The 25,348-nt window shown below is 60.3% G+C and carries 21 protein-coding genes and 1 pseudogene; 18 read left to right on the top strand and 4 right to left on the bottom strand.

Annotation, left to right across the window (positions count from 1 at the left end; all coding sequences use genetic code 11):
• The first annotated feature begins 2 nt into the window (after positions 1–2).
• The 6 genes and pseudogenes from AC1RZR_RS30920 (at position 3) to AC1RZR_RS30895 (ending at position 5,406) form a co-directional block, all read left to right on the top strand.
• Positions 3–710, top strand: a complete 708-nt coding sequence (locus tag AC1RZR_RS30920; RefSeq protein ID WP_481826988.1) for a copper chaperone — start codon at positions 3–5, stop codon at positions 708–710.
• On the top strand, positions 707–865 hold the full coding sequence (locus tag AC1RZR_RS30915) for a copper chaperone (protein WP_481826987.1): 159 nt from the start codon (positions 707–709) through the stop codon (positions 863–865). Before AC1RZR_RS30920 ends, AC1RZR_RS30915 begins: the two co-directional genes overlap by 4 nt.
• A 531-nt stretch (positions 866–1,396) precedes the next feature.
• Positions 1,397–1,606, top strand: a pseudogene (locus AC1RZR_RS30910) (Arm DNA-binding domain-containing protein); the annotation flags it as partial.
• A 146-nt stretch (positions 1,607–1,752) separates the two neighbouring features.
• Positions 1,753–2,967: a glycosyltransferase family protein gene (locus tag AC1RZR_RS30905; protein WP_477279365.1), complete on the top strand. Its 1,215-nt coding sequence runs from the start codon at positions 1,753–1,755 to the stop codon at positions 2,965–2,967.
• Position 2,968: 1 nt separating this feature from the next.
• Positions 2,969–4,213 carry a glycosyltransferase gene (locus AC1RZR_RS30900; RefSeq protein ID WP_481826986.1) on the top strand — a complete coding sequence of 415 codons (1,245 nt, stop codon included), beginning with the start codon at positions 2,969–2,971 and terminating at the stop codon, positions 4,211–4,213.
• Positions 4,210–5,406 carry a glycosyltransferase family protein gene (locus AC1RZR_RS30895; protein WP_481826985.1) on the top strand — a complete coding sequence of 399 codons (1,197 nt, stop codon included), beginning with the start codon at positions 4,210–4,212 and terminating at the stop codon, positions 5,404–5,406. The genes AC1RZR_RS30900 and AC1RZR_RS30895 overlap by 4 nt, the downstream gene beginning before the upstream one ends.
• Before the next feature lie 93 nt (positions 5,407–5,499).
• Here AC1RZR_RS30895 and AC1RZR_RS30890 read toward each other — a convergent pair whose 3' ends face one another.
• The gene (locus AC1RZR_RS30890) at positions 5,500–6,174 is read right to left on the bottom strand and encodes a class I SAM-dependent methyltransferase (protein WP_477279371.1); all 675 of its coding nucleotides are present in this window, start codon (positions 6,172–6,174) and stop codon (positions 5,500–5,502) included.
• Positions 6,175–6,254: 80 nt separating this feature from the next.
• On the opposite strand from AC1RZR_RS30890, the gene AC1RZR_RS30885 reads away from it, so the two are divergent.
• From AC1RZR_RS30885 to AC1RZR_RS30870, 4 genes are all read left to right on the top strand, one after another.
• Positions 6,255–6,482 (top strand): hypothetical protein, encoded by a 228-nt coding sequence (locus AC1RZR_RS30885; RefSeq protein WP_481826984.1) that lies wholly within the window; start codon positions 6,255–6,257, stop codon positions 6,480–6,482.
• A 17-nt stretch (positions 6,483–6,499) separates the two neighbouring features.
• Positions 6,500–9,214, top strand: a complete 2,715-nt coding sequence (locus tag AC1RZR_RS30880) for an ABC transporter transmembrane domain-containing protein (protein ID WP_481826983.1) — start codon at positions 6,500–6,502, stop codon at positions 9,212–9,214.
• Positions 9,215–9,517: 303 nt separating this feature from the next.
• Positions 9,518–9,967 carry a cyclic nucleotide-binding domain-containing protein gene (locus AC1RZR_RS30875; protein ID WP_477279377.1) on the top strand — a complete coding sequence of 150 codons (450 nt, stop codon included), beginning with the start codon at positions 9,518–9,520 and terminating at the stop codon, positions 9,965–9,967.
• A gap of 123 nt (positions 9,968–10,090) precedes the next feature.
• Complete coding sequence (locus AC1RZR_RS30870) at positions 10,091–10,945, top strand: MBL fold metallo-hydrolase (protein ID WP_477279379.1); 855 nt, start codon at positions 10,091–10,093, stop codon at positions 10,943–10,945.
• Position 10,946: 1 nt separating this feature from the next.
• Here the strand turns inward: AC1RZR_RS30870 and AC1RZR_RS30865 are convergent, their stop codons facing one another.
• Both AC1RZR_RS30865 and AC1RZR_RS30860 read right to left on the bottom strand, forming a co-directional pair.
• The gene (locus AC1RZR_RS30865; protein WP_481826982.1) at positions 10,947–11,711 is read right to left on the bottom strand and encodes a polysaccharide deacetylase family protein; all 765 of its coding nucleotides are present in this window, start codon (positions 11,709–11,711) and stop codon (positions 10,947–10,949) included.
• Positions 11,708–12,796, bottom strand: coding sequence for a glycosyltransferase family 4 protein (locus tag AC1RZR_RS30860; RefSeq protein WP_481826981.1), 1,089 nt, complete (start codon positions 12,794–12,796; stop codon positions 11,708–11,710). The genes AC1RZR_RS30865 and AC1RZR_RS30860 overlap by 4 nt, the downstream gene beginning before the upstream one ends.
• Before the next feature lie 69 nt (positions 12,797–12,865).
• Here AC1RZR_RS30860 and AC1RZR_RS30855 point away from each other — a divergent pair, with 69 nt between their 5' ends.
• From AC1RZR_RS30855 to AC1RZR_RS30820, 8 genes are all read left to right on the top strand, one after another.
• Positions 12,866–14,044: a DUF3095 domain-containing protein gene (locus AC1RZR_RS30855; protein WP_481826980.1), complete on the top strand. Its 1,179-nt coding sequence runs from the start codon at positions 12,866–12,868 to the stop codon at positions 14,042–14,044.
• 114 nt (positions 14,045–14,158) lie between these two features.
• On the top strand, positions 14,159–15,502 hold the full coding sequence (locus AC1RZR_RS30850) for a nucleotide sugar dehydrogenase (RefSeq protein ID WP_481826979.1): 1,344 nt from the start codon (positions 14,159–14,161) through the stop codon (positions 15,500–15,502).
• Between the two features lie 253 nt (positions 15,503–15,755).
• Positions 15,756–17,096 (top strand): adenylate/guanylate cyclase domain-containing protein, encoded by a 1,341-nt coding sequence (locus AC1RZR_RS30845; protein ID WP_481826978.1) that lies wholly within the window; start codon positions 15,756–15,758, stop codon positions 17,094–17,096.
• A 145-nt stretch (positions 17,097–17,241) separates the two neighbouring features.
• The gene (locus AC1RZR_RS30840) at positions 17,242–19,137 is read left to right on the top strand and encodes an ABC transporter ATP-binding protein (RefSeq protein ID WP_481826977.1); all 1,896 of its coding nucleotides are present in this window, start codon (positions 17,242–17,244) and stop codon (positions 19,135–19,137) included.
• Positions 19,134–21,032 carry an ABC transporter substrate-binding protein gene (locus AC1RZR_RS30835; RefSeq protein WP_477279393.1) on the top strand — a complete coding sequence of 633 codons (1,899 nt, stop codon included), beginning with the start codon at positions 19,134–19,136 and terminating at the stop codon, positions 21,030–21,032. Before AC1RZR_RS30840 ends, AC1RZR_RS30835 begins: the two co-directional genes overlap by 4 nt.
• Before the next feature lie 2 nt (positions 21,033–21,034).
• A complete protein-coding gene (locus AC1RZR_RS30830) occupies positions 21,035–22,033 on the top strand; it encodes an ABC transporter permease (RefSeq protein ID WP_477279395.1) in 999 nt (332 codons plus the stop codon).
• Positions 22,030–23,211: an ABC transporter permease gene (locus tag AC1RZR_RS30825; protein ID WP_477279397.1), complete on the top strand. Its 1,182-nt coding sequence runs from the start codon at positions 22,030–22,032 to the stop codon at positions 23,209–23,211. The genes AC1RZR_RS30830 and AC1RZR_RS30825 overlap by 4 nt, the downstream gene beginning before the upstream one ends.
• Before the next feature lie 105 nt (positions 23,212–23,316).
• Positions 23,317–23,796 carry a class I SAM-dependent methyltransferase gene (locus tag AC1RZR_RS30820; protein ID WP_477279399.1) on the top strand — a complete coding sequence of 160 codons (480 nt, stop codon included), beginning with the start codon at positions 23,317–23,319 and terminating at the stop codon, positions 23,794–23,796.
• Between the two features lie 37 nt (positions 23,797–23,833).
• Here AC1RZR_RS30820 and AC1RZR_RS30815 read toward each other — a convergent pair whose 3' ends face one another.
• On the bottom strand, positions 23,834–25,249 hold the full coding sequence (locus tag AC1RZR_RS30815) for an adenylate/guanylate cyclase domain-containing protein (RefSeq protein WP_481826976.1): 1,416 nt from the start codon (positions 25,247–25,249) through the stop codon (positions 23,834–23,836).
• Between the last annotated feature and the right edge of the window lie 99 nt (positions 25,250–25,348).

Raw genomic sequence — 25,348 nt, 5'->3', positions numbered from 1 at the left:
CAATGGCTGACGCGTTCCTCAGGAAATCGCGGCGGTTCACCCGGAATCTGCGTGGCACGCCGCTCGGCCTTCTCGCATCGCTCGTCGTTCTGACAGCAGCGGCGTGGGCGCTCACCTTCTACCAGACCTTCAGCATGGATATGCCCATGGGCATTGCGGTGCGCGGCGGGATGGAGGGTATGGAAGGCATGTCCGGCATGGCGATGGTCGGAATTGCGGCCGACGGCTGGTCACTCGCCGGCGTCGCCACCTTTCTCGCTGTATGGACTGTGATGATGGCGGCTATGATGCTGCCTGCTGCTGCGCCCATGATCTTTATGTTCGCGGCGGCGCAGGCTAGGCGCGGACAGCAGGTGGCCGTCCCGACATGGATCTTCGTCGCGGGCTACATGCTCGTCTGGGCGATGGCGGGCCTTGTTGTGTATATCCTGGTCCAGTTCGGCAGCGAGTTTGCGACGAGCCTCGATCCGCCTCAGCGTTCGAAATGGGCGCCGCTCGCGCTCGGTGTCACGCTCGGTGTCGCCGGACTCTACCAATTCACAACCCTCAAGCACATTTGCCTCAGCCATTGTCGTTCGCCGCTCGCTTCGTTGCGCAGCACTGGCGGGACGGGTGGGTTGGCGCGGTCAAGATGGGGCTGCGCCACGGGCTGTATTGCTTCGGCTGCTGCTGGGCGCTGTTCGCCGTGCTGGTCGCGGCCGGCGTCATGAGCGTCGCCTGGATGCTGCTTTTGACGCTGGCCGTCTTCGTCGAGAAGCTGCTGCCCCGTGGCCGCCGCTTCGAAGGTAGTTTGGGCGTTGCGCTAGTGGCCCTCGGGATCGTTGTATCGCTCGGGGCGATCGAAATGCCTTGGATGGGCGGCTAGACGAGCAGGAGCATAAGCATCTCTGCTGTGCCGGCAGACGCTTTCGACGGCAATCCATTCGCATCGCGCTGGTTTTTTAGTATGCTGTCGCGAGGCACGCTCGAGGATCCGGTCTGACGGTAGTCGACGATCGTCTTCTCGAAGGCAAGATGACCAAGGTGGAGCAGGTGCGAGAAGTCGCCATTGGGGGCGGGACCTGACATTTGCCAACGGCAGCTTCTGGCCAAAAGCTGACACTCGACTCTTCAGACTGAATCTCAGATTTCGGCCATTTCACCACCAGGGCAGGCGTCCGAAAGTTTGAAGATCCACTGATTGTTTTGTTGCAAAGACGACGTTTCCTCCGGGCTCACCAATTGGACCCTGCAACGAAAAAAATGCCCTAGGTTGCGGCAACGGTACTCGGGGGCAAGTCACGAACAACGAGGCCCATGATGGTATTTTTTCCTTAAGGCGTTGAAAGTAGAAGACATTTCCTGCCAAGGCGCCTCGGAATTGTACTGACGGGCTACTTTTCAGAAGGTAGTAGGCATGTTGACGGACTCCGCCCTTAAGGCAATGAAACCAAAAGAGAAAATCTTCAAAAATGCGGACCGTTACGGCATGTATGTTCGCGTCATGCCCAGTGGCGCGATCTCGTTTCGGCTCGATTACAGGCTCAACGGACGCCGTGAGACGGTCTATCTAGGCAGGTATGGACGGGACGGAATCCCACTTGCCCTGACCCGAGAGAAGTGTATCCGTGAGCTTGTTGTCTGAGCATATCGACGCGCTTGTGTAATACGAATTGAAAATTGCGCCCTCATGTTTCAAAACAGGTCGGTAGACCCGCGAGGATGGTTTTTGCCCACGGCCCTCAAGGCGAGAATTCTAGAAGACGTTCAACAATGACCCAGCACGCACAAAACGCTCGAATTCTCATGTACAGCCACGACACGTTCGGGCTCGGCCACTTGCAACGCTGCCGGACGATCGCGCATTCGCTGGTCGAGGATTTCCGTGGACTTCAAGTGCTTATCATTTCGGGTGCGACTATCGCTGGCGCCTTCGACTATCGCGCCCGTGTCGACTTCGTGAAGATCCCCAGCGTCATCAAGTTGCGCAACGGCGAATACACGTCGCTGGAAAAGGATATCGATCTGCATGAGACGCTAAGGATGCGCCAGTCGATCATCCGCCACACAGCCGAGACCTTCCGGCCGGATATCTTCATCGTCGACAAGGAACCGCTCGGCCTGCGCGGTGAGATCGAGGACACGCTGTCCTACCTCAAGACGCGGGGCACCACGCTCGTGCTAGGCCTGCGCGAGGTGATGGACGCGCCGCATCTGCTCGAAGCAGAGTGGGCACGCAGGGATGTGATGCGCAAGATAGGCCTGTTCTACGACAAGGTCTGGGCCTATGGTCCGCCGGATTTCTACGATCCGTTGACCGGCCTGGATGTGCCGCCGGCTGTCAGGGCGAAGATGAAGTTTGTCGGTTTCCTGCAACGGAGCCTGCAGAAGAACGAGTTGCCTGGCCACCGGCCCGAGGGCGACTATATCCTCGTTACCACCGGTGGCGGCGGTGATGGCGCCGAACTGATCCACGACGTCATCGATGCCTATCAGCAGGATCCGCAATTGCAGCATAGGGCGCTAATCGTGCTTGGGCCTTACATGCCGGCGCGCAAACGCAACAAGCTGCTCAAGAAGGGGGCCAAGATCCCCTATGTCAAGATCATCGAGTTCGACAACCGCATGGAAGAGCTCATTGCCGGCGCCAAGGCGGTCGTGGCGATGGGCGGTTACAACACCTATTGCGAGATACTGTCTTTCGACAAGCCGGCGCTGATCGTGCCGCGCGTCAAGCCCCGCGAGGAACAACTGATCCGAGCACGGCGCGCAGCCGAACTCGGCCTCATCGAGATGCTTTTACCGGAGGAAGCAGAAGATTCCCAGCGGTTTGCCGATGCATTGAAGGTGCTGCCGGACCGGCCCCGCCCATCGCAGAGCAATCCGCATCTGACGATGGAAGGGCTGCCTCATATTTCCGAAATTGTCGCAGAACTGCTCGACCGGCGGGCCGGCCATCACCTTTCGGTCATTGAAGGCATGAACTGAGTTGCAACAGCGCAAGATAGTCGTGGTTCTGAAGGGCTATCCGCGGCTGTCGGAAACCTTCATCGCGCAGGAACTGCTCGGTCTGGAGCGTGCGGGGTTCGATCTGATACTCTTCGCGCTCAGGCGGCCGACCGACGCGAAACGCCACCCCGTGCATGACGAGATCAAAGCGCCCGTCCATTATCTGCCGGAATATCTGCATAAAGAGCCGCTGCGCGTGGTTCGCTCGCTGTTCGCTTATCTGCTGCGGCCGGGCTTCTGGCGCGCGCTCAGATCGCTGGCGGCCGATATTCCCCGCGACTTTACCCGCAATCGCGTGCGTCGCTTCGGGCAAGCGCTCGTGCTGGCGGCCGAATGGCCGGAAGACGCGGGCTGGCTGCATGCACATTTCGCGCACACGCCGGCATCGGTGACGCGCTATGCCAGCCAGCTTCGTGGCCTGCCCTGGAGCTGCTCGGCCCATGCCAAGGACATCTGGACTTCGGCGGACTGGGATCTGGCTGGCAAGCTCGCCTCGGCGCGCTGGACGGTCACTTGCACGAAAACCGGTTTCGACCGTCTGAAAACACTCGCTAACGGCAACTCGTCTGTGCATCTGAGCTATCATGGGCTCGACCTTGATCGCTTCGGCAGTTTCGGCGAGGCGCGAAAACAGCATGACGGCTCGGCACCGAACGAACCGGTTATCGTTCTGAGTGTCGGGCGCGCCGTTGAAAAGAAAGGTTACGATACCTTGCTGGAGGCCCTTGCCCTCTTGCCAGGTGATTTGGCGTGGCGTTTCGAGCATATCGGCGGCGGCGAGGAACTGGAACGGCTCAAGGCGCTGGCGCAAAAGCTCGGACTGGATGGTCGCGTCTCTTGGAAAGGCGCGCTTGCACAGGAGGAGGTGCTTGAGCACTATCGCTGCGCCGACATCTTCGCCCTAGCCTGCAGGATCACCGCAAATGGCGACCGGGACGGTCTTCCGAATGTTCTGGTGGAGGCGGCTAGCCAGCGGCTTGCCTGCGTGTCGACCGATATTTCCGGCGTGCCGGAGCTTTTATCGCCGGATGAAACCGGTCTGCTGGTTCCCACGGAAAACCCAGTTGCGCTCGCACAGGCGCTGGAGCGCCTGATCCGTGATCCCGTGTTGCGTGCCAGCCTCGGCGACGCCGCAGAGCGGCGCGTGCGCGGCAATTTCGATCATATGGCAAGCATTGGACAGCTCAAGGAACTGTTCGAGCGGGAGTGGCGGGCCGCCGAATGAAGCGGCTGCGCGCCTTCTTCTATGTCCAGCACTTGCTCGGTATCGGCCATCTCGCGCGCGCCAGCCGCATTGCGGCGGCTCTGGTTGATGACGGATTTGACGTAACCGTCGTGACCGGCGGAGCGCCGATCGCGGGGTTTCCGGGACCGGGTGTAAAATCTGTAGCCCTGCCACCTGTCACTTCCGGTGATGAAGGATTTTCCGGACTTGTCGACCTGCAGGGCAAACCCATCGACGATGATTTCAAGAAATGGCGTTCAGAGATGCTGCTGCAGGCATTCCGGGATTGCAGGCCTGATATCGTCATTGTCGAGGCGTTTCCATTTGGACGCCGGCAGATGCGTTTCGAACTCTTGCCGCTGATCGAGGCCATCGACTCGACGTCGCCCAGACCGCTGCTGGCGACGTCCGTCCGGGATATCCTTCAGGAGCGGGTCAAGCCGGGCCGAAACGAGGAAACGGTCGAACTCGTCAACCGGCATTTCGACCTTGTTATGGTCCACGGCGATCCGGCTTTCGCAACCATCGACAAGACATTTCCACTGGCCGGGGCGATCACGGCCGAGGTCACCTACACGGGGCTCGTTGCCGCGCCGCCATCGGCTGCGACCTCCGAGCGGTTCGACGTTCTGGTGTCGGTTGGCGGCGGGGCTGCCGGAAAGAGCCTTGTCAAGTCCACCATCGCAGCGGCGCGGAATGCCAACAACGGTTGGAAATGGTGCTTGATCACCGGCCCAAACCTGCCGAAAGACGAATTTGACGCGATCGCACGCGATGCCACGCCGGGTCTATCCATCTTCCGGTTCCGCGAGGGTTTCGCCAGCCTGCTGACCGGCGCCCGCCTGTCAGTCTCGCAGGCGGGTTACAACACGGTCTGCGATGTCCTGCGCGCCGGTTGTCGCTCCCTGCTCGTTCCATTTGCAGCCGGCGGGGAAACCGAACAGACGGTCCGCGCCCTGATGCTCGAAGAACTCGGTCTTGCAACGGTGCTGATGGAAAAGGACCTAACGCCTGAAAGTTTGGCGCAAGCGATCGAACAGGCGCTTGTGGGACCGACGCCATCCGCGCACCGTCTCGATCTGGAAGGCGCGCGTCGCTCGGCGCAAATCCTGCGCGAGCGGTATCGAACATGGTCCCTAAAAGTGGGGCCGGATTTCGGAAAAGTTCATGATCATACAGACGATAGATCCTAACACGCGTCGCGAGATTCGTGCGACGCGCCGCACGCCCTTGTTTTTATCCATGTCGTTGTCCCAAAACCGCCACGCACTTTTGGGCGAAGTGCATTAAACAGTTCCAATCAGCATGAAGCGCGTATAATTTTTTGTCGGCAGTTCGCCGGAGAACCGCACCTCCCTTAGCGCCGCCATTGCTTCGAAGGCTGCAAGTGAAGCCACGCAGTTGATGTGCGTCGGCTCGCTGAAATAATCGTTCGATTGCAGCAGTACATTCATGCCCCGCGGAAGCAGAGCAAGCCAGGCGCGCAGATCGGCTATGTGTTCGCAACTCGTGTTGACAACCACGTCGGGCTGCCCGGCCGCATAGTCGAGTGCGTACATATCTGCCGTCAGAGCCTGGAACCGGTCGCCGGCTTCCCGGTTGAGGGTCCGGGCGACCGGCGCGACTTCGGGATCGATGTCGATGCTATCGACTGCCGCGATGTCGAAGCGGGCGTCGTTGAAAAGCATTGCCGGCAATACGCCGTACCATCCACCCAGAACCCATATGCGCCCGAACCGGCCGCCGCAGCTTTCGAACAGCCTGTCGAGCGCCCACATCTTGCAGGCGACCTGCTTGTGGTTGAAGGCGTTGGCGATATCGGCCTTCGGATGCTTACTGATGACGCGCGCCAGCCCTGCCACGAGAGGGCAGTTGACATAGGCAGCAATCCCCCGCGTGAGGTCCAAGGTTTGCTCGTGCCAGTCCGTGCCGGCATTGCGTGGTTGCGTGACATCCATCATATTCGTCTTGTATGTTGGGATTTCGGGCGACACAACGCAATCTTGGCTCCTGCAACGCTGTTCGATTGGCGGACGTGATTATGCTGCAAGCCGCTTCGCCATTGGCCGGTGCCGGAGACAGTCTGGTGCATCTGTCCGGACCGACGGCGTTCATCCGCCAGCACCAGCCGCGCAGCTGCGGCCTCGTGCTGTCAAAACCCTATGGGAGCCGCGAACCGCTTGGCTTCGAGCTTGTTGCTGCCGACGAAGAAATCGCCGATATGCCATTCGCCAGCGGGTGCTTTCACATCCTGCATCGTTCCAACTGAAGGGTCCACAGTCGCATATGGAACCCAGCCTAGCCCGCTATATCTGGACGCACACCAAGAAGCAGCAGCTCTGGATATTGATGATCGTCGTGCTTTCGATGATCCCGTATTTCATGTCCTTCGACCTGCCGAAGCTGATCGTCAACGGCCCGATCCAAGGTAGCGGCTTCGAGCAACCGGGCGCGACCCGGCCATTCATGAGGCTACACTATAACCTCCCGTTCATTGGGGAGGTCCAGTTCTTCTCCGGTTTTCAGCTCGACCGCAAGGAGACGCTGTTTGCTCTGAGCGTTGTGTTCCTCTTGCTGGTCATCATCAACGGCCTGTTCAAACTCTACATCAACACCTACAAGGGCCGCCTCGGCGAACGCATGCTGCGGCGTATCCGCTTCGATCTGGTCGATCGGGTGCTGCGGTTTCCCCCGGTTTACTTCAAGCGGGTGAAATCCGCCGAAGTGGCGACCATGGTGAAGGACGAGGTGGAGCCGATGGGCGGCTTCATCGGCGATGCCTTCCTGCAGCCGGTACTGCTCGGCGGCCAGGCGCTGACGGCCATGCTGTTCATCATGGTCCAGAACGTTTGGCTCGGAATGATAGCGGTCGTGATCGTGGTGATCCAGATCGTGCTCATCCCGCGAATGCGGCGGCGACTGATCGTGCTCGGCCGCGAGCGGCAGTTGACGGCGCGCGCGCTTTCGGGCCGGGTTGGCGAAATCGTCGACGGCATCGGCACGGTTCACGTCCACGATACATCAAACTATGAGCGCGCCGACATAGCTGCCCGGCTCGGGCTCATCTTCAAGATACGCTTCGATCTTTACCAATGGAAATTCATGGTGAAGTTCCTGAACAATTTTCTCGCGCAGCTCACGCCGTTTCTGTTCTACATGATCGGCGGGTATCTGGTCATCCAGGGGCGGCTGGACGTCGGCCAGCTCGTGGCCGTGATCAGCGCCTACAAGGACCTGCCCGGACCGATGAAGGAACTGATCGACTGGGATCAGGCGAGGCAGGATGTCCAGGTCAAATATCAGCAGGTCGTTGAACAGTTCACCGTCGACGATCTCATTGCGCCGAGAATCGGGGCATTGACGATCGACAATCCCGATCCGATGACCAACCCCCTGTCGGCGATCAGTCTGTCCATAGCAGACGATGGCGGCGCCATGCTCCTCGACCGTATCTCCCTCCAGGTCAAGCCGGGTGAGACGGTGGCCCTGGTCAGTACCGCAACTGGTGGAGCGGAGGCGCTTGCAGAAGCCTTCGCGCGGCTGAACTGGCCGGATAGCGGAAGGGTCACTTCGGGCGCCGACGACCTGCTTGAACTCCCTGAAGCAGTGACCGGCCGGCGCATGTCCTATGCCTCGTCGGATGTTTTCCTGTTCCAGGCAAGCCTTCGCGATAACCTGCTCTACGGGTTGAAGCATGCGCCGCTGACATCGGTGACTTATGACGGTGCTGCGGCAGACCAGCGCCGCTGGAACGTGCACGAAGCGCGCCGGTCGGGCAATCCGGAGCTTGATATCCGCAGCGACTGGGTCGACTACGCTTCCGCCGGCGCTGCCGGTCCGCACGACCTCTTTGAAGCCGTGCGCCGGGTGCTCGACGCGGTTGTTCTGTCGCGCGATATTCTGGACCTTGGCTTGCGCTCTTCGGCCGACCTCACGCGTCACACGGAGCTTGCCAGGCGGATCGTCGAACTGCGTGCGGCGCTGCGAACCCGGCTGGAACACGAAGGGTTGAGCGGACTGGTGGTTCCTTTCGAACCGGGCGCCTACAACAAGGAAGCAACGATCGGCCAAAACCTGCTCTTCGGCGCCGCCGCCGGCCCCGAACTGGCCGACAGGGCCCTGGCGGCCAATCCCTATTTTGCTTCTGTGCTGAAACAAGCCGGCCTCGACCGCACGCTCTACGAAATGGGCATGGAGATCGCCAAACAGGCGATCGAGCTGTTTGCCGACCTGCCGCCCGATCACCAGTTCTTCCAGCAACTCGCCTTCATGAGCGCCGAGGAGATACCCGCCTACGAAACCTTGCTGCAACGGCTCAAGAACCGTCCCCACGAGGCGGTTTCGGAGAACGACCGCGCCATGATCGTCACCTTGAGCTTTGCCTATATCGAGCCCCGGCACCGCTTCGGCCTGCTGAGCGACGAGCTGATGAGCAAGATCGTCGCTGCACGAAACCGGTTCTATGAAAACCTGCCGCCCGAGCTGCAAAATGCAATCGAACGGTATGATCCTGCCAAATACATCGCCGCGGCCACCGTCATGGACAATGTCCTGTTCGGGCGTGTGGGCAACAACCATCCCGATGCGCCGGACCGCATACGCTCCATCGTCTATGACATTCTTGACGAACTGGGGCTTTATGCCGAACTTCTGGATGTCGGCCTGGACTTCAACGTCGGCTCCGGTGGCAGGCGGCTGACCGGTGGACAGCGACAGAAGCTCGATGTTGCCCGGGCCCTGCTCAAGCGTCCCGATTTTCTCATTCTCAACCGGCCGCTGTCGGCGCTCGACCAGCGCATGCAGGATAAGGTGCTGCGAAACGTGCTCGATGAAGCCAGGCGCGACGGCAATTCGCCGGCAATTGTGTGGGTCGTGACGAATCCGGCAATGGCGATGATGTTCGATCGCGTTGTCGTCTTCGACTCTGGTCAACTGGTGGAAGACGGAACACACGAGACACTTTTGGCAGGGAACGGTATCTTCAAGGAACTGCTGTCATAGAGCAACGGACATTTCAGATGGGATCATTGTGCCGGTGGGAATTTGCTGCAGGGTCAAGGAATTCGGAGAAGGGCGTAGCGGGACTACATCCGCGCCGAAACCCGAAGGATTTGCCGCAAATTCATCCGGCTCTTCAGGTTTCCGGCTGGCGGACGCCCACTTTGTCAGGCGGCATCGCCCGATCGCACGACATCGGGCTCGCCACCGCGTGGTTCGCCTACGCCATCACGGAAACAGAATTGATTCCATCTGGGCGTCCGTTGCTCTAGTCTGGCAAACGCGAGTTTGGGAGGGTTTGCGACAATGCTGCTCAAGGATGAAGTTGGAATGCTGCAACGCATTCCCTTGTTTTCCGGCATCGAGTCGACAAAGCTCAAGCTCCTTGCGTTCACATCCGATCGCGTGAGCTACAGCGCCGGCCAGATCCTTTTCCGGCAGGGCGACGAGGGAGACGCCGCCTATGTCATCCTTTCAGGCAGGGCGGATATTCTGGTCGATTCCGACAGCGGACCGATAAAAGTTGCCGAACTGGTGCCAAATTCGATTGTTGGCGAGATCGCCATATTGTGTAACAGCTCTCGCACTGCCACCGTCAGAGCGGCAAGTCCGCTGGAAGCCTTGAGAATCCGCAAGGATCATTTCCTGAGGCTTATGAAGGAGTACCCGGAAATGACCATCGAGATATTGCGGGTTCTTGCCGACCGCCTAAGCCATACGACCGCGGATCTGATCGACGCACGAAGCGCCAAATAACGAATGAGGTGAGCTCAATCCTCGCTGTCGTGATGGCACCTCGGAAGGTCACCCGAAGAAAACCTGTCTCGCCTAGCAGCAGTTGTTTGGCTACGATGGGCGGCGGGGACAGCGAAGGGTAGCATGGACGACGACGTTTTCCTGGTCAGGTTTTGGGGCGTACGCGGCAGCATTTCGGTATCGGGGCCAGAATTCTCTCGCTATGGCGGCAACACAATCTGCATTGAGATGCGATGCGGCAAGCATACGCTTCTGTTCGACGCGGGCTCTGGCCTACGACCTGCCGGCGGGGCGCTTCTGGCGTCGGGCGTGACCGATTTCGACCTGCTTTTCACCCATTGCCATTACGATCACATCATCGGACTGCCGTCTTTTGCGCCGATCTATGACCGGAGCGTCAAGGTTACGCTTTGGTCCGGGCATCTTGCAGGACGCATGACGACCCGGCAGATAGTCGATGAGTTCATGCGTCCTCCGTGGTTTCCGGTGACACTGGAGATCTGCAAGGCAAGCCTCGACTGCCGCGATTTCGTATCCGGAGACGTGCTTCGGCCGCGCGAAGGGGTTGTGGTGCGAACGGGCAGTCTTGTTCATCCGGGCGGCTGCATAGGCTACCGGGTCGAATGGGGCGGCCGCGTCGTGGCGGTGATCACAGACACTGAGCACGAGCCGGACAAACTCGATCAGGCGGTACTCGGCCTGATCGGAGATGCCGACCTCGTCATTTACGATTGCACCTACACCGAGGAGGAAATGGAACGCCGCCGCGGTCACGGGCACTCGACATGGCAACAGGGCGTCAAGCTCTGTGAGGCGGCCGGTGCGCGGGGGCTTGCGCTGTTTCACCACGATCCGACACGCACCGACGAGGAACTGGACGAGATCGAGAAATTGGCCAAAGACAGGTTTGCCGGCGCTTTTGCCGCGCGGGATGGCCAGACGCTCAAATTTCCAGTCTCATTGCGCAAAAAGCGCTGAGCTATTTTCCTCTACCGGCGCCGCGCCCGATCAATGTCCTGATCGGAAGCCATGTGCAGGCCTCGGTCTGCGCGGTGATGGTGAACAGCCGTTCGAGGAAAAGCCAGGCCGATTCATCATGTACGAGATGGTGGGTGAGCAGGCCGACCGGTTCGCCGCCGTCGAATGCTTGCTGCAATTGCGCGATGATAGCCTGAACCAACAGGCCATGATCGCGGCAGCCGCGCGTGCCATGCCAATCCATGATGTCGACATTGCTGTTGATGACCGCCAGTGAAGCCGGCCTAGGCGGCCCATAGACCGACAATGCCGCAAATCCTATCGATCCAAGGTCGGTTACCAAGCCGGCGTCGATCCTGTTCCAGGGTGGCACCAGCATCGGAACGGCACGTGCGCCGTGCAGGCCGGTTACATGCGACAGCCCGCGAGCCAGATCATCGAGCACCGCCTCGCGTGGCCGATGCGCGCCGAGTTCCTGCTTTTTCTGGTCCTCGGGCGCATGATTTCGGTGCGCCCAGCCATGGATGGCGACCGTGGCATGCGGTGCCTCGTCAAGCCGGGCGACAAGCTTCTCATCAGTCAGGGCCGGAATGACGGCCAGAGTGACCGGAACCGCGAATTCTCCGGTGAGGTCGAGCAGCCGATCAAGCGCAGGCGTCGGATCCACGGCGTCATCGTCGCGCAGCCAGAACTCTGCCTTACGGTCCGCCCGTTGCCGTCGCGCCAGTTCTTCAACCAAGGGCTGCCAGATCTGATCGGATGTCATGAGACGGGGATCTTCGAAAGAAGTTCGGCCAGACGCGCCGTTGCAACACCGAGGGAGCGTTCTTCCAGGACGAAACGTCGGGCTTCTGCGGCCATGATGGTTCTTTCATCGTTACGGGCCAGAAGCCTTTCAATGGCAGATGCGAACGCCGCCACATTGCCCGGCGGGGTGAGAAAACCGGTCTGGCCATTCCGCACGACCTCCGGCACGCCGGCGATGTCCTGAGCCACCACGGGAAGGCCGGCGGCCTGTGCTTCTAGATAGGCAACGCCATAGGCCTCGCCGCAACCCGGCCAGACGTAAATTCCCCCACCGAAGAGGACATCCGGCACGGCGGCCGGCTCAATCGCGCCAAGCCATTCGATACGGTCGGCGCGTAAGCCGGCGAATTGCGCTTTGACCTCGTCACGGGCAGGCCCGTCCCCGACGACCGACATGGTCCAGGGCAGGTGGCCGATCGAACCGAGCGCTTGCGCCAGCATGCGATAGCTTTCGACTTTGTCGCCCGAGCGCATCATGGCGACGGCAATGAGGCGCGTCGGACAACCCCGTGCCGGCATTTCCCGGAATACCGATGTGTCGATGAAGGGCGAAAGCATGCCGAGAGCAGCGTCGGGAATCGCATCTGTCAGTCCCTGACAATCCCTTTGCGTGAAGCAGATGTTCAGCGCCGCCTGTTCGATGGCTCGCGCCACCAGCGCTTGCGTATCGGCCCACAAACCGACGTTGCGCCGCCTCGAATAGGAAGCTTCCGCTGTCACGTAGGGGACAGCGAAGGCCGACGCCAGCTCGGGCCCGATCAGGTCGGGCGCCTTGTAATAGGGATGATAGGAGAACCAGAGATCGGGCTTGCCGTCACGATCCCAAAGCTTGGTCAGCCGTGCGGCTTCCTCTCGGGCCTCAATCTTGAGCGCATCGAAACTTTTCGAGTCGGGTTCGCGTAGATAGATGCGTAGTTCGGATGCTAGTTCGACGCTATGCCCTCCATGCTCCATCGCCTTGATCAGCATCCGTGCCATCTGGCGGTCGCCGGAGGCAACGGGATGATTGGGTGACTTCAGCGGCGCGTAGAAGGCAATTCGCATTGCCGGACCCTATCATCGGAAAGCCTGCGCAAGTCAATTTCGAAGCATGATCGACCTTCAAGCAGTGGAATGTGCTATCTGATGCTCATGGAAACAGCTGCCGCGCCCGACCCGTTTGTCGCTTCTTTGCCGGTCTTCGCAAAGTTCGAAAGCGTTGCCGATATCGACAACTATCGGCCTCTCCCGGGTGGCTGGGCGCTGGCCACCGCCGACATCGTCGGCTCGACCAAGGCGATCGAGGCTGGGCGCTATAAAACCGTCAATATGGCCGGCGCCAGCGTCATTTCGGCGCTGCTCAATGCGCTGGGTCGGCAAGATCTTCCCTTTGTCTTCGGCGGCGACGGCGCGCTCGTGGCGTTTCCCGGCTCGGCGCTGGAGATCGCCCGCAACGCGCTGGCGGCTGTCCAGAGATGGGTGGCGGACGAACTGGACCTGACCTTGCGTGCCGCGATCGTGCCGATAAAGGATATAAGGGCGCAAGGCCTCGACGTTCGCGTGGCGAGGTTCCAGGCCTCCGAAGCGGTCTTCTATGCCATGTTCGCCGGCGGTGGCGGCAGTTGGGCGGAAGCCGAGATGAAAGCGGGGCGGTACCGGATCGATCCTGCACCGGCCGGCGCGCGGCCGGATCTGACCGGCCTCTCCTGCCGCTGGAACCCGATCGAAGCCCGGCATGGCGACATCGTCTCGATCATAGCCATACCGGGGGCGTCGCGCGACTTGCGTGGTTTTCAGTTTCTGGCTTCCGACATCATCGCCCTTGCCGGCAGGCAGGAACGCGATGGCCACCCGGTTCCGGTGGACGGGCCGGCCTACAGTCTTTTGCCCGCCGGCCTCGATATCGAGGCGCGGGCCGTGGCGCCGGCAGGATGGCGGTGGCTATCGAAGCTGTGGATAGTGTTCCTGATGACGCTTACGGCTGTCACCGATAGATATGGCTGGACGATCGGCCGTTTCGATCCGAAGATCTACAAACGCGATGTGGCCGGCAATTCGGATTTTCGGAAGTTCGACGACGGCTTGAAGATGACCATCGACGTTGACGTGGATGTGTTGCAACGGATCGAGAGCCGGCTGAAACAGGCGGAAGAGGCGGGCATCTGCAACTATGGCCTGCACCGCCAGAAATCGGCCCTGATGACATGCCTCGTCGCCTCGCCGCTGCAGCGCGATCACGTTCATTTCATCGATGGCGCCGCTGGCGGCTATGCGATGGCTGCCGCCAGCCTGAAGGCGAAGGTGCCGGTCTGATGACGGCTTGCGGAAATCGATCTTCCGCAATATGCCTCGGCCATGGTTCTTGGCACCAGGTGAGCCTCGCCACGGGAGCGGACAGCCTGTCCGAATTGACGGGAAAGCAGATTTTTGGACGCCTCACTATCGACATATGACCGTCTTCTGAACCGGATTTCGACGCGCGCCGCGCAAGTCGGCGTGATCGGACTGGGCTATGTCGGGTTGCCGCTGGCGATTGCGATCGCACGCGCCGGCTTCCCGGTTTCCGGCTTCGACATCGAAGCCCAGAAGGTCGAGGGTCTGAACAACGGCCAATCCTACATTGAGGCGGTGACGTCGACAGCCCTTGCTGGCCAGGTGGCGAGCGGACGGTTCCGCGCCACTGCGGATTTTGCCGAACTGGGCGTCTGCGATGTCATCATCATCTGCGTTCCGACACCGCTGACGAAACACCGTGAGCCGGACCTCTCCTTCATCAGGAACACGGCAGCTACCATCGCGAAGCATCTGCGTCTCGGCCAGCTGATCGTGCTGGAATCGACCACTTATCCCGGCACCACCGACGACGTGATCAAGCCCATACTGGAAGCAACCGGCTTGCAGTCGAAGATAGACTTCTTCCTCGGCTTCTCGCCCGAACGCGAGGATCCCGGCAACCGCAGCTTTGAAGTCGCGACGATCCCCAAGGTCGTGGCAGGCGACGGCATTGAAGCGGCGACGCTCGTGCAGGCTTTCTACCAGGGCGTGGTCGAAACCGTCGTTCCGGTTTCCACCACGGCGACCGCCGAGGCGGTCAAGCTGACGGAAAACATCTTCCGCTCGGTCAACATAGCCCTCGTCAACGAGTTGAAGGTCGTGCTCGGTGCGATGGGCATCGACATCTGGGAGGTGATCGAGGCGGCAAAGACCAAGCCCTTCGGCTACATGCCTTTCTATCCTGGCCCCGGACTTGGCGGGCATTGCGTTCCGATCGATCCCTTCTACCTGACGTGGAAGGCGCGCGAATTCGAACTGCCGACCCGCTTCATCGAGCTGGCGGCAGAGATCAACACAGCCATGCCGCGTCATGTGGTCGATGAACTGGCTAAGGCACTGGACCGGCGCTGCGGCAAGGCGCTCAGCCGCTCGCGCATTCTCATCATCGGGCTCGCCTATAAGAAGAATGTGCCCGACATCCGCGAAAGCCCCTCATTGCGGCTCATTGAACTCATCGAGGAATGGGGCGGCAAGGCGGAATTCCACGATCCGCATGTTACCGAGATCCCGACCACACGGGAGCATATGGCGATCAAGGGGCGTCGCTCGGTCGAATTGACCGAGGCGGCCTTGAGGGATTTCGATGCTGTCGTCGTTGCAACCGACCACGACGCGATCGACTATCGGGCGATCGCTGATCACGCTCTTCTGATCATCGACACACGCAATGTTTTTGGCCGTCTCGGGCTAGCCCGAGAGACGGTGGTGAAGGCCTGACGGCGCCTGAGCCAGCGAATTTTTGCCCGATGTCAGGATCGGTGTTGCACTCCGCCCGCAGCCTCGCCACATAGTGCGCCAGGAGATAGATGCAGCTACGCCTGCAAGGACAGTCATTCGGGAAATCCTTCGCCGGCTTTTGCCGCCGAAGCAGGCTTCATTGACTTCGAGGGCCCTATGTTTGGGTCGTTGGCGGACTGCGTTGTAGCGGATCAAAGGAGAATGGCTCGTCTTCGACGGGTTTCGAGATAGCATGAGCACAGCGCAAGCAGAAATTTCCACCACTCTCATGGATAAGGTTGCCGATTGGCTGGCCCAATCTGCTCTGGCAGGCAACGACCTGGAAACATTGGTAAAAGGCTTTTGTGAACGGCTGGCTGCTGCCGGCCTGCCGCTGAAGCGGGTGCATTTGAGTTTTTCGATGCTTCATCCGCTTTATGACGCGCTTGGCTTCACCTGGTTTCGCGGCCAGGGCATGGAAGTGGAAGGCTTCCGCAATGAGGGCGGCGTGCCGTCGGACAGGTTCCTGACCAGCCCATACTACCATCTGCTCAGCAACAAGCTCGACCATCTGCGGCGCCGGTTCGACCCGTCGGTGCCGTCGGAGTTTCCCGTTTTCGATGAACTCAGGCTGATGGGCGTCACCGATTACATGGCTTTTGTCCATCCCTTCAGCGGCAATGCCAGTCAGGGCATGATGGGGTCTTGGGCCACCGACAGTGCTGCAGGCTTCAGCGACAGCATGATTTCGGCGCTGCTGCGCATCCAGAACCATCTCGCTATCGCAACCAAGATGGCGGTGCTAACCAAGCTCGCCGACAACATGATGACCACGTATCTCGGCGGCGACGCCGGCAGGCGCGTGCTGGACGGCCAGATCAAGCGCGGCGAGGGCGATACAATCCGGGCCGCACTGGTCATGGCCGATATGCGCGGGTCGTCAAGGCTTGCCGAAACCTCCGGCCGCGAAATCTATATCGATACGCTGAACCAGTTTTTCGATGCCGTTGCTGCACCTTTCAATCGCAAAGGCGGGCAGATCATGAGTTTCATAGGGGATGGCTTCATTGCCGTCTATCCTTGCGAAAGGCACCGCTCGCAGTCCGAGATCGCCTGCCAGGCTGCTCTTGCGGCAGCGCACAAGGCCACCGCGCGCATAATGGATCTCAATCTGCGCAGAAAGAAGCAGGGGTTGAGCGACATAAACTTTGGTATCGGCCTGCATGTCGGCAATGTGATGTTCGGCAATGTCGGACTTACCGACCGGCTCACATTCTCTGTCTTCGGCTCGGCCGTAAACGAGGTCCAGCGCCTCCAGACCCTGACCAAGAAATATCCGCACAGCGTTCTCGCCAGCAAAGACTTCGCCAGCTATTGCGGCGCCAACAGCTGGCTGACGCTAGGCAACGAGGAACTGGCGGGCATCAAGCAGAAGCTGACGGTGCTTTCCCCCGATCTGTCGGGTGCTCTCGCACTCGATGAAGACGGTGCGCTGGAGCCGATTCACGACCGAATATCGGACGCCGAGCAGGTCATGCTGCTTCATCGCGATGCCGCGCGGCTATCGGCGGGCGACCCGAGGAAGCTCCAGTAACCGCCACGATCTGATCCGAACACCTTGGTATCCGCCAGCGAACTGGCGGCCGTTTCGAATCCAAGTTGCTCTAGGCTGGCAATGCGCTAGTCTCGCTTTCTGGGACTGCCGCCCGGCAGGCTGCCAGAGTGGGGCTGGTGCGAGAATGAATTCGGGTGTTGATCTGCTGCGGATCGAAGATGTTGGCATCTCTTTTGCCATTATCGGGGGACCGTTGCATGCCGTCAGGCGTGCAAATCTTCGCGTCCTGCCCGGCAAGGTTACCGCGCTTGTGGGCGAGTCCGGTTCCGGAAAATCGGTTCTCAGCCAGGCAGTGATGGGCATTTTGCCGAAGACAGCCCATGTCCGCGGCCGTATCCTGTTTTCCGATCCTGAAAAGCCCGGCACGACGCAGGATATCCTGCAGATGTCGCGTGACGGACCCGAAATCCGGGCGTTGAGAGGCAGCCGCATCGGCAAGATCTTTCAGGAGCCGATGACATCGCTGTCGCCGCTGCACACGATCGGCAACCAAGTCAGCGAATCCCTGCAGATTCATGCGTCCATGGCTCGGGCGGAGCGCAAAGCTCGGACCGAGGAAATGCTTGGACTTGTCGGTTTTCCCAATCCCAAGCGCGCCTATGACATGTATCCCTTCGAACTTTCCGGAGGATTGCGTCAACGCGCCATGATCGCCATGGCGCTTATCTGCCGGCCCGCCCTGTTGATCGCCGACGAGCCGACGACGGCGTTGGACGTCACCATCCAGGCGCAAATCCTGCAATTGCTGCGCGAGCTTCAGACCAAGCTGAACATGGCGATGCTGCTGATCACGCACGACCTCGGCGTGGTCGCCAATGTCGCCGACGAGGTGGTGGTCATCTACCATGGCGAGATCATGGAAGCGGGACCTGTCGAGGCGATATTCCGCCGGCCAGGTCACCCCTACCTGAAGGGCCTGATGGCAGCCGTTCCGCATTTCGACCTGAAGCCTGGCGAAAGGCTAAAGGCGCTCCGTGAGGTGCCGGTGAATGTCGGGAACCTGCTCGGCAAGCAGACGGCGCCGGCATCGAAAGGGCCGGATGACATCCTGCTGTCGGTCAGGAACCTGGAAAAGACCTTCACCACCCGCAAGTCCGGATGGTTCGGCGGGGATCATCAAACCTCTGTTCGCGCCGTGGACGGCGTGAGCTTCGATATCAGGCGGGGTGAGTGCCTGGGTCTGGTCGGCGAAAGCGGCTCCGGCAAAACCACAGTCAGCAAGATCCTCATGCGGGCTGTCACCCCTAGCGGCGGCTCTGTGATCTTCAACGGCCGCGATGGACCGATCGACGTCTTGGAAGCCGAGGGACACGCCCTGCGCATGCTGCGTGCGAAAATCCAGATGGTCTTCCAGGATCCGGTTTCGTCGCTTTCCCCTCGCATGACGGTGGAGAACATCTTGAGCGAGCCGCTGGAAATCCATCAACGTGGCAATGCCGCGTCCCGACTCGCCACGGTCAAGAGCCTGATGCAGGCAATCGGGCTCGATCCGCGCTTCATCAAGCGTTATCCGCACAGTTTCTCCGGCGGGCAGCGTCAGCGTATCGGCATCGCGCGCGCGTTGGCGCTGGGGCCTGAACTCCTGATCTGCGACGAGCCGGTTTCAGCACTCGATGTCTCTGTCCAGGCGCAGATCCTGAACCTTCTGAAGGACCTGCAGAAGGAACTGGGCCTGACCTACCTGTTCATATCCCACAACCTGGCGGTGGTGGACTACATGGCAGACCGCATCGCGGTGATGTGCGGCGGGCGGATCGTCGAGCTTGCGCCGCGCGAAATTCTGCTTAGGAAACCGGTCCACCCCTATACGCGCTCACTGGTCGCCGCAGTACCTTTCCCCGATCTCGACAGGCCGATGGATTTCAAGACCCTGAATCTCAGCGGCGCTTCCGACACCAGCGCATGGGGACCGCAATTCCGCGACGAAGGCGACGAGGATATGCTGTCGCCGCTCGATCTTGGCGGTGGCCACCTCGTGCTGGCCCGACGTTCGGCAGATGTCAGCGAGCTACGCCATTGATCAGCCGGCGCACCGTCCTTGGCCTCATGGCATCGACATTCCTACCGGGCACGTTGCACGCCGGCGATCTGGAGCCGGAATTTCTTCAGCCGCAGCTGAAGGCCAGGGCGCTGCCGGCACTCGCCGAACGCCTGCCCAAGAGCCCGCGCGCGGTGAATCTCGCTGCGATGGGTCGGCAGCCCGGCCAGTATGGCGGCACGCTGCGTACGATCATCGGCAGCCAGAAAGATATCCGGATGATGACGATCTATGGATATGCTCGCCTGGTCGGCTATGACGAAAAGCTCAACATGCAAGCGGACATTCTCGAAAGTTTCGACGTAGCGGATGATCGCGTCTTCACTTTCAAGATACGGGAAGGGCATAAATGGTCTGACGGTAGCCTGCTGACGCCGGAGGATTTTCGCTATTGCTGGGAAGATGTCTGGCTGAACGATGAGCTTTCGCAAGGTGGGCTTGCCCCGACCCTGCTGGCGGACGGCAAGCCGCCACGCTTCGAGATCGTCGATCCGTTGACGGTCCGCTATAGTTGGGATGCGCCCAATCCCGACTTCCTGCCCAAGCTCGCTGCTGCTTCGCCGCTATCGCTTGTTCTGCCAGCCGCCTATCTCAAGCAGTTCCACAAGAAATACCAGGATCCATTCCGGCTCGCCGGCCTAATGAAGGAGAACCGGGCCAAGAAATGGACGCTCCTGCATATCCGCATGTCGCGGCAGTATCGCCCGGAGAATCCTGAGCTGCCGACGCTCGATCCCTGGCAGAACCGGACCAAGCCGCCGGCTGAGCAGTTCGTCTTCGAGCGCAACCCGTTCTTTCATCGAATAGACGAGAATGGCCGGCAACTGCCCTATGTTGACCGGATTATCATGAACGTCAGCTCGTCGGCGATCATTTCCGCCAAGACCGGTGCGGGCGAGAGCGACCTGCAATGCATGGGAATTGACTTCACCGATTACTCCTTCCTGAAGGATGCGGAGAAGCGCTACCCGGTGAAGATTCATCTCTGGAAACGCACACAGGGTTCGCGGCTGGCACTCCTGCCCAATCTGAATTGTGCCGACCAGGTGTGGCGCGGCCTTTTTCGCGACGTGCGCGTGCGCCGCGCACTTTCGCTCGCCGTGGACAGGCGCGAGATCAATATGGCTGTGTTCTACGGATTGGCGCAGGAAAGTGCCGATACGGTCCTGCCCGAGAGCCCGCTCTATCGGCCGGAATTCGCGAAAGCCTGGGTCGCCCATGATCCCGACCAGGCCAATGCCCTGCTCGACGAGGTCGGGCTTCAGGCGCGTGACGATGACGGCCTGCGGATACTTCCCGATGGACGCCCGGCGCAGATCATAGTGGAGACGGCCGGCGAAAGCACGCTGGAAACCGACGCTCTCGAACTCATCACCGATCACTGGCGCAAGATCGGCGTCGCCCTGTTCATCCGGACGTCGCAGCGCGACATCTTCCGCAGCCGTGCGGTTGGCGGCCAGATCATGATGTCGATGTGGTCGGGTATCGACAATGGCGTGCCGACCGCCGACATGAACCCGAACCAGCTGGCCCCCACCATCGACGACCAGCTGCAATGGCCGCTCTGGGGTGCTCACTACTTGTCTCGTGGCAAGCTCGGTGAGGCGCCCGATCTCCCCCCTGTGGTCGAGTTGATGGCTTTGCTCAAGCGCTGGAACGCATCGACCGAAGCCACGGAGCGCGCCGAAATCTGGAATTCAATGCTGTCGATCTACACCGATCAGGTATTTTCGATCGGCACGGTGAACGGAACGCATCAGCCGGTTCTGGCGTCCTCGCGGCTGCGCAATCTGCCTGACAAGGCGCTCTACGGCTACGACCCGACGGCCTATTTCGGCGTCTATATGCCGGATACATTCTGGCTTGGAGAGTCCTGAGCGTGCTTCGATATCTTGTCTGGCGCATCGCCGTGATGGTTCCAACGTTGCTGATCATATCGGCGCTGGTGTTCACGATCATCGAACTTCCCCCAGGCGACTATTTCGACAGCTATGTCGCCGAGCTGCGGGCTCAGGGCGAGGGGGTGGATTCGGATCGCATCGAGATGATGCGCAAGGAATATGGTTTCGACAAGCCGCCGGTCGTTCGCTACTTCTACTGGGTCGGCGGGATGCTGCACGGCGATTTCGGCTATTCCTTCGAATATGAGCTGCCGGTTCGCGACGTCGTCGGGGACCGAATGTGGCTGACCGTGCTGGTTTCCTTCGTCACGATCATCTTCACCTGGCTCATCGCCTTTCCAATCGGCATGTACTCCGCAACGCATCAATACAGCTGGGGCGACTACGGCCTGACTTTCTTCGGCCTTCTCGGCCTTGCCATTCCGAACTTCATGCTGGCGCTGATCCTGATGTATTTCGCCAACATCTGGTTCGGCACGTCCATCGGCCATCTCATGGACCAGCAATATCTCGGCGAGGCGATGAGCTGGGCCAAGGCGAAGTCGATCCTCGCCCATCTCTGGATCCCGGTCCTGATCATCGGCACCGGGGGCACGGCAAGCATGATCCGGCGGCTGCGCGCAAATCTGCTCGATGAGCTACACAAGCAATATGTCGTGACCGCGCGCGCCAAGGGCCTTCATCCCTTCAAGGCGCTTGTCAAATATCCGATGCGCATGGCACTCAATTTCTTCATTTCCGACATCGGCTCTATCCTGCCGGCCATCATCTCCGGCGCCGAAATCACGGCGATCGTGCTGTCTTTGGAAACGACCGGGCCGATGCTGATCAAGGCGCTGCAAAGCCAGGACATGTATCTGGCAGGGTCGTTCCTGATGTTCCTCGCCTTCTTGACGGTGATCGGTGTCCTGATTTCCGACCTGGCGCTGGCGCTGCTTGATCCACGAATTCGTTTGCAAGGCGGCAGCACCAAATGAACACGAACTCGCCGCTGCCCGCTCCGGGTGCTCCACTGCAACACTACGTTTCCAGCGCGCCCATTGACCTGCAGTCGGTCGAGGCGATGACGCCGGAGCAGGCGAAAGTCTATCAGGCGTCGCAATTGCGGCTGATGTGGTGGAAATTCCGGAAGCACCGGCTTGCCCTGGTATCCGGCATATTCCTGGCAGCGCTTTATTTCGGGATACTGATCTGCGAGTTCCTGGCGCCCTACAATCTGCACACGCGCAACATGGACTACATCTATGCGCCGCCGCAGCGGGTGCACCTGTTCCACGACGGCCAGTTCGTAGGGCCGTTCGTCTATGGCCGCCAGATGACGCTGGATATGGACACGCTCAAGCGGAACTACATTGAGAAACAGGATGATATTCAGCGGATCCATTTCTTCTGCAAGGGCGACAGTTACCGGTTCTGGGGCCTGATCGAAGGTAACAGGCATTTTGTCTGCCCTGCCGAAAACGGCCAGCTCTTTCTGGCCGGCACTGACAGGTTGGGGCGCGATGTGCTCTCGCGCATTATCTATGGCGCACGCATTTCACTGACAATCGGCCTCGTCGGCATCAGTTTCAGCTTCCTGCTCGGCATTGTCATCGGCGGACTGGCCGGCTATCACGGCGGTATCTTCGACCTGATCGTTCAACGGATAATCGAAGTTCTGCAATCGATCCCCAGCATTCCGCTATGGCTGGCTCTGGCGGCTATCATGCCGATAACCTGGAGTCCGGCGCTGATCTATTTCGGCATCACCGTCATCCTCGGGCTACTCGACTGGACCGGACTGGCGCGGGCCGTGCGTTCAAAGCTTCTGGCCTTGCGCGAGGAGGATTACGTTCTGGCCGCGCAATTGATGGGCGCCAGGAGCAGCCGCATCATCGGGCGGCATCTCATTCCCGGCTTCATGTCGCATCTGATCGCGACGGCGACGCTCTCCATCCCCAGCATGATTCTGGGCGAGACGGCGCTGAGCTTCCTCGGGCTCGGCCTGAGGGCGCCGATAACCAGTTGGGGCATCCTGCTCACCGAGGCGCGCAGCGTCAACGTGATCGCGTTCTATCCATGGCTGCTCTTGCCGATGCTCCCCGTCATTCTCGTCATCATGGCGTTCAACTTCCTCGGCGACGGCTTGCGGGATGCCGCAGACCCCTACAAGTGAGATCGCCATTCCGCCGCGCGCCATCCTTGTCGGCAGCCTGTTCGGTTATTGCAATGTTCATTGTTCGCCTCTATGTGCGGACTGGTTCAGGACGTACAATCGCATATGACTCGCCTCGACAGTTTCATCCGCAGGATGACCGCACAGCGCGACATTCTCGATCATGTCTGCACCGAGGTGGCGAAGATGGAGGGGCCCGTGGTCGAGCTCGGCCTCGGCAATGGCCGCACGTTCCACCATCTGCGCGAGCGCCTGCCCGGACGCCGGATCGTGGCGTTCGACCGCGCACTTGCCGCACACGCCAGCTCAATTCCCGAAGCTGAAAACCTCGTGCTCGGCGAAATACGCGAGACAGCGAGCAGGTTCATTGGCATCGATGCCGCTCTTGTTCATGCCGACATCGGCACCGGCTATGAAGATCGCGATGCAGTGACCTCTACTTGGCTTCCCGATCTGACGGCGCGCCTGCTTCGCGTCGGCGGCATTGCGGTCAGCGGCACGCCGCTCGATCATCCGCAGTTGCAACGCCTCCCGCTGCCGCCTTCGGTGCCCGCCGATCGTTATTTTATCTGTAGGCGCGTGTGAGGGGCCGAGACGACCCAAGTCTTCAGGGGTCAGGTCTTCAGGGGATCGTATAGACTGCTATCTCCCGCTCAATGCCGCGCAACGAGACCTCGTGGGGCACGGGCGTCAGCGCGTTCCTGTGCAATAGATCGGCGGTGAGCTTGTCGTCGACCACCGCACGAGTGGCGAAGATCGCCTGCGCGTTGGCAAGGTTCTGGACCCGCGAAGCAATGTTGACCGTCTGGCCGAAATAGTCTTGTCGCTCGTTCATAGACACGGCGATGCAGGGGCCGGCATGGACTCCGATCTTGAGCAGCAGATCCTCGCGTCCGCTCTTGTCGTTGAGCGCACGCATCGCATCGCGCATCCTGAGGGCCGCAGCAATCGCACGATCAGGCGTCGCGAAGGTCGCCATCACCGCATCACCGATCGTCTTCACCACCGCGCCTGCCTCTGCCGCGACGATCTCGTGCAGAACCTGGAAATGCGCGTGCACGAGATCGAAGGCTGAAAGGTCGCCCACCCGCTCGTAAAGCGCGGTCGATCCGCGCAGGTCGGTGAACAGGAAGGTCAGGCTGGTGATCTTCAGGCGCTGGTTGATGTCGAGCGTATCCGTGCGATAGAGATCGCGGAACGTATGGTTGGTGAGCAGGCGCTTGGCGGTCAGGAAGGGCCGGCGTTTGCCCAGCAAATCATGCAATGCCTTGCCGGCGATGAAGACCGTCGGCAGCACGCGGGTGTCGGTCCTGTTTTCCAGCGAAATGCGCATCGGGCCCGGTTGCATCTCCAGCGTCTGGCTCTGGACATGGTCGCGGTCGAAGACCAAAGACAGGCTTCGGCGTTCCTTTGCTGGTTCGCCCTTCGCGTCGATGAACTGCGCTGAATGGGTGACCGGCTCGAATACGATGATGAATTCGGACGGAAGCTGTATGAGCAGAAACGCCTTTTCACCGGGCGCAAGCTCGATATCCTCCAACGAGAACGCCTCTATCTTTTTGGCGAAATCCTCTTCCGGCAGATCGACGCCGGACCCCCAGTAGATCTGCCGGAAATATTCCACCAACGGCAGTTCGTGTGGATTGTGGGCGGCAATCCTGCGCACGCGGGGGCTGACGGTGAATGTCACCTCGACCATCTCGTCGAGGGTCGGCGAATAGCCCTCGGAGCACAGCGCGCAGGTGTATTCGTCCTTCTGCAGGGTTTTCAGCGTGGCGTTGGTGTCGAGCACGCCGCCACAGCCGGGGCACAGGACATTCCAGGAAATGTCGAAGATACCCACCCGCGCAGCGTGGAGAAAGGCGCCTATGGTGCGTTCCTCGTCGAGGCCATGCTTGCCGGCGAAGGCTGGCGCATTGATGCGGCAAAGTTCACGGTCCTGGCCCTCCGCGATGGTTCGCTCGATCGCGTCGACTGCCTGTGGATCGACATCGGTCGATTGCCGCAGAAGCGAGAACAGATCCTGAGCTTCGTTCATCGTGCAGGCTCCGGAAAATGCGCGCCCGAGGCGGGCTGTCCGGACCCCTCTTTGGTCCGAGTCGCCATTTTACTTCGAAACGGACCGTACGGCCATTCG

This window comes from Mesorhizobium bavaricum (assembly GCF_056781655.1).
This window is presented reverse-complemented; position numbering and strand designations above follow the sequence as displayed.

Bases quoted from the DNA above. Each gene is read 5' to 3' on its own strand.
- AC1RZR_RS30860 (WP_481826981.1), bottom strand. From the start codon at position 12,796: ATGCGAATTGCCTTCTACGCGCCGCTGAAGTCACCCAATCATCCCGTT.
- AC1RZR_RS30825 (WP_477279397.1), top strand. From the start codon at position 22,030: ATGAACACGAACTCGCCGCTGCCCGCTCCGGGTGCTCCACTGCAACAC.
- AC1RZR_RS30845 (WP_481826978.1), top strand. From the start codon at position 15,756: ATGAGCACAGCGCAAGCAGAAATTTCCACCACTCTCATGGATAAGGTT.
- AC1RZR_RS30815 (WP_481826976.1), bottom strand. From the start codon at position 25,249: ATGAACGAAGCTCAGGATCTGTTCTCGCTTCTGCGGCAATCGACCGAT.
- AC1RZR_RS30915 (WP_481826987.1), top strand. From the start codon at position 707: ATGAGCGTCGCCTGGATGCTGCTTTTGACGCTGGCCGTCTTCGTCGAG.
- AC1RZR_RS30880 (WP_481826983.1), top strand. From the start codon at position 6,500: ATGGAACCCAGCCTAGCCCGCTATATCTGGACGCACACCAAGAAGCAG.
- AC1RZR_RS30840 (WP_481826977.1), top strand. From the start codon at position 17,242: ATGAATTCGGGTGTTGATCTGCTGCGGATCGAAGATGTTGGCATCTCT.
- AC1RZR_RS30870 (WP_477279379.1), top strand. From the start codon at position 10,091: ATGGACGACGACGTTTTCCTGGTCAGGTTTTGGGGCGTACGCGGCAGC.
- AC1RZR_RS30920 (WP_481826988.1), top strand. From the start codon at position 3: ATGGCTGACGCGTTCCTCAGGAAATCGCGGCGGTTCACCCGGAATCTG.
- AC1RZR_RS30905 (WP_477279365.1), top strand. From the start codon at position 1,753: ATGACCCAGCACGCACAAAACGCTCGAATTCTCATGTACAGCCACGAC.
- AC1RZR_RS30855 (WP_481826980.1), top strand. From the start codon at position 12,866: ATGTGCTATCTGATGCTCATGGAAACAGCTGCCGCGCCCGACCCGTTT.
- AC1RZR_RS30885 (WP_481826984.1), top strand. From the start codon at position 6,255: ATGCTGCAAGCCGCTTCGCCATTGGCCGGTGCCGGAGACAGTCTGGTG.
- AC1RZR_RS30820 (WP_477279399.1), top strand. From the start codon at position 23,317: ATGACTCGCCTCGACAGTTTCATCCGCAGGATGACCGCACAGCGCGAC.
- AC1RZR_RS30875 (WP_477279377.1), top strand. From the start codon at position 9,518: ATGCTGCTCAAGGATGAAGTTGGAATGCTGCAACGCATTCCCTTGTTT.
- AC1RZR_RS30865 (WP_481826982.1), bottom strand. From the start codon at position 11,711: ATGACATCCGATCAGATCTGGCAGCCCTTGGTTGAAGAACTGGCGCGA.
- AC1RZR_RS30890 (WP_477279371.1), bottom strand. From the start codon at position 6,174: ATGATGGATGTCACGCAACCACGCAATGCCGGCACGGACTGGCACGAG.
- AC1RZR_RS30895 (WP_481826985.1), top strand. From the start codon at position 4,210: ATGAAGCGGCTGCGCGCCTTCTTCTATGTCCAGCACTTGCTCGGTATC.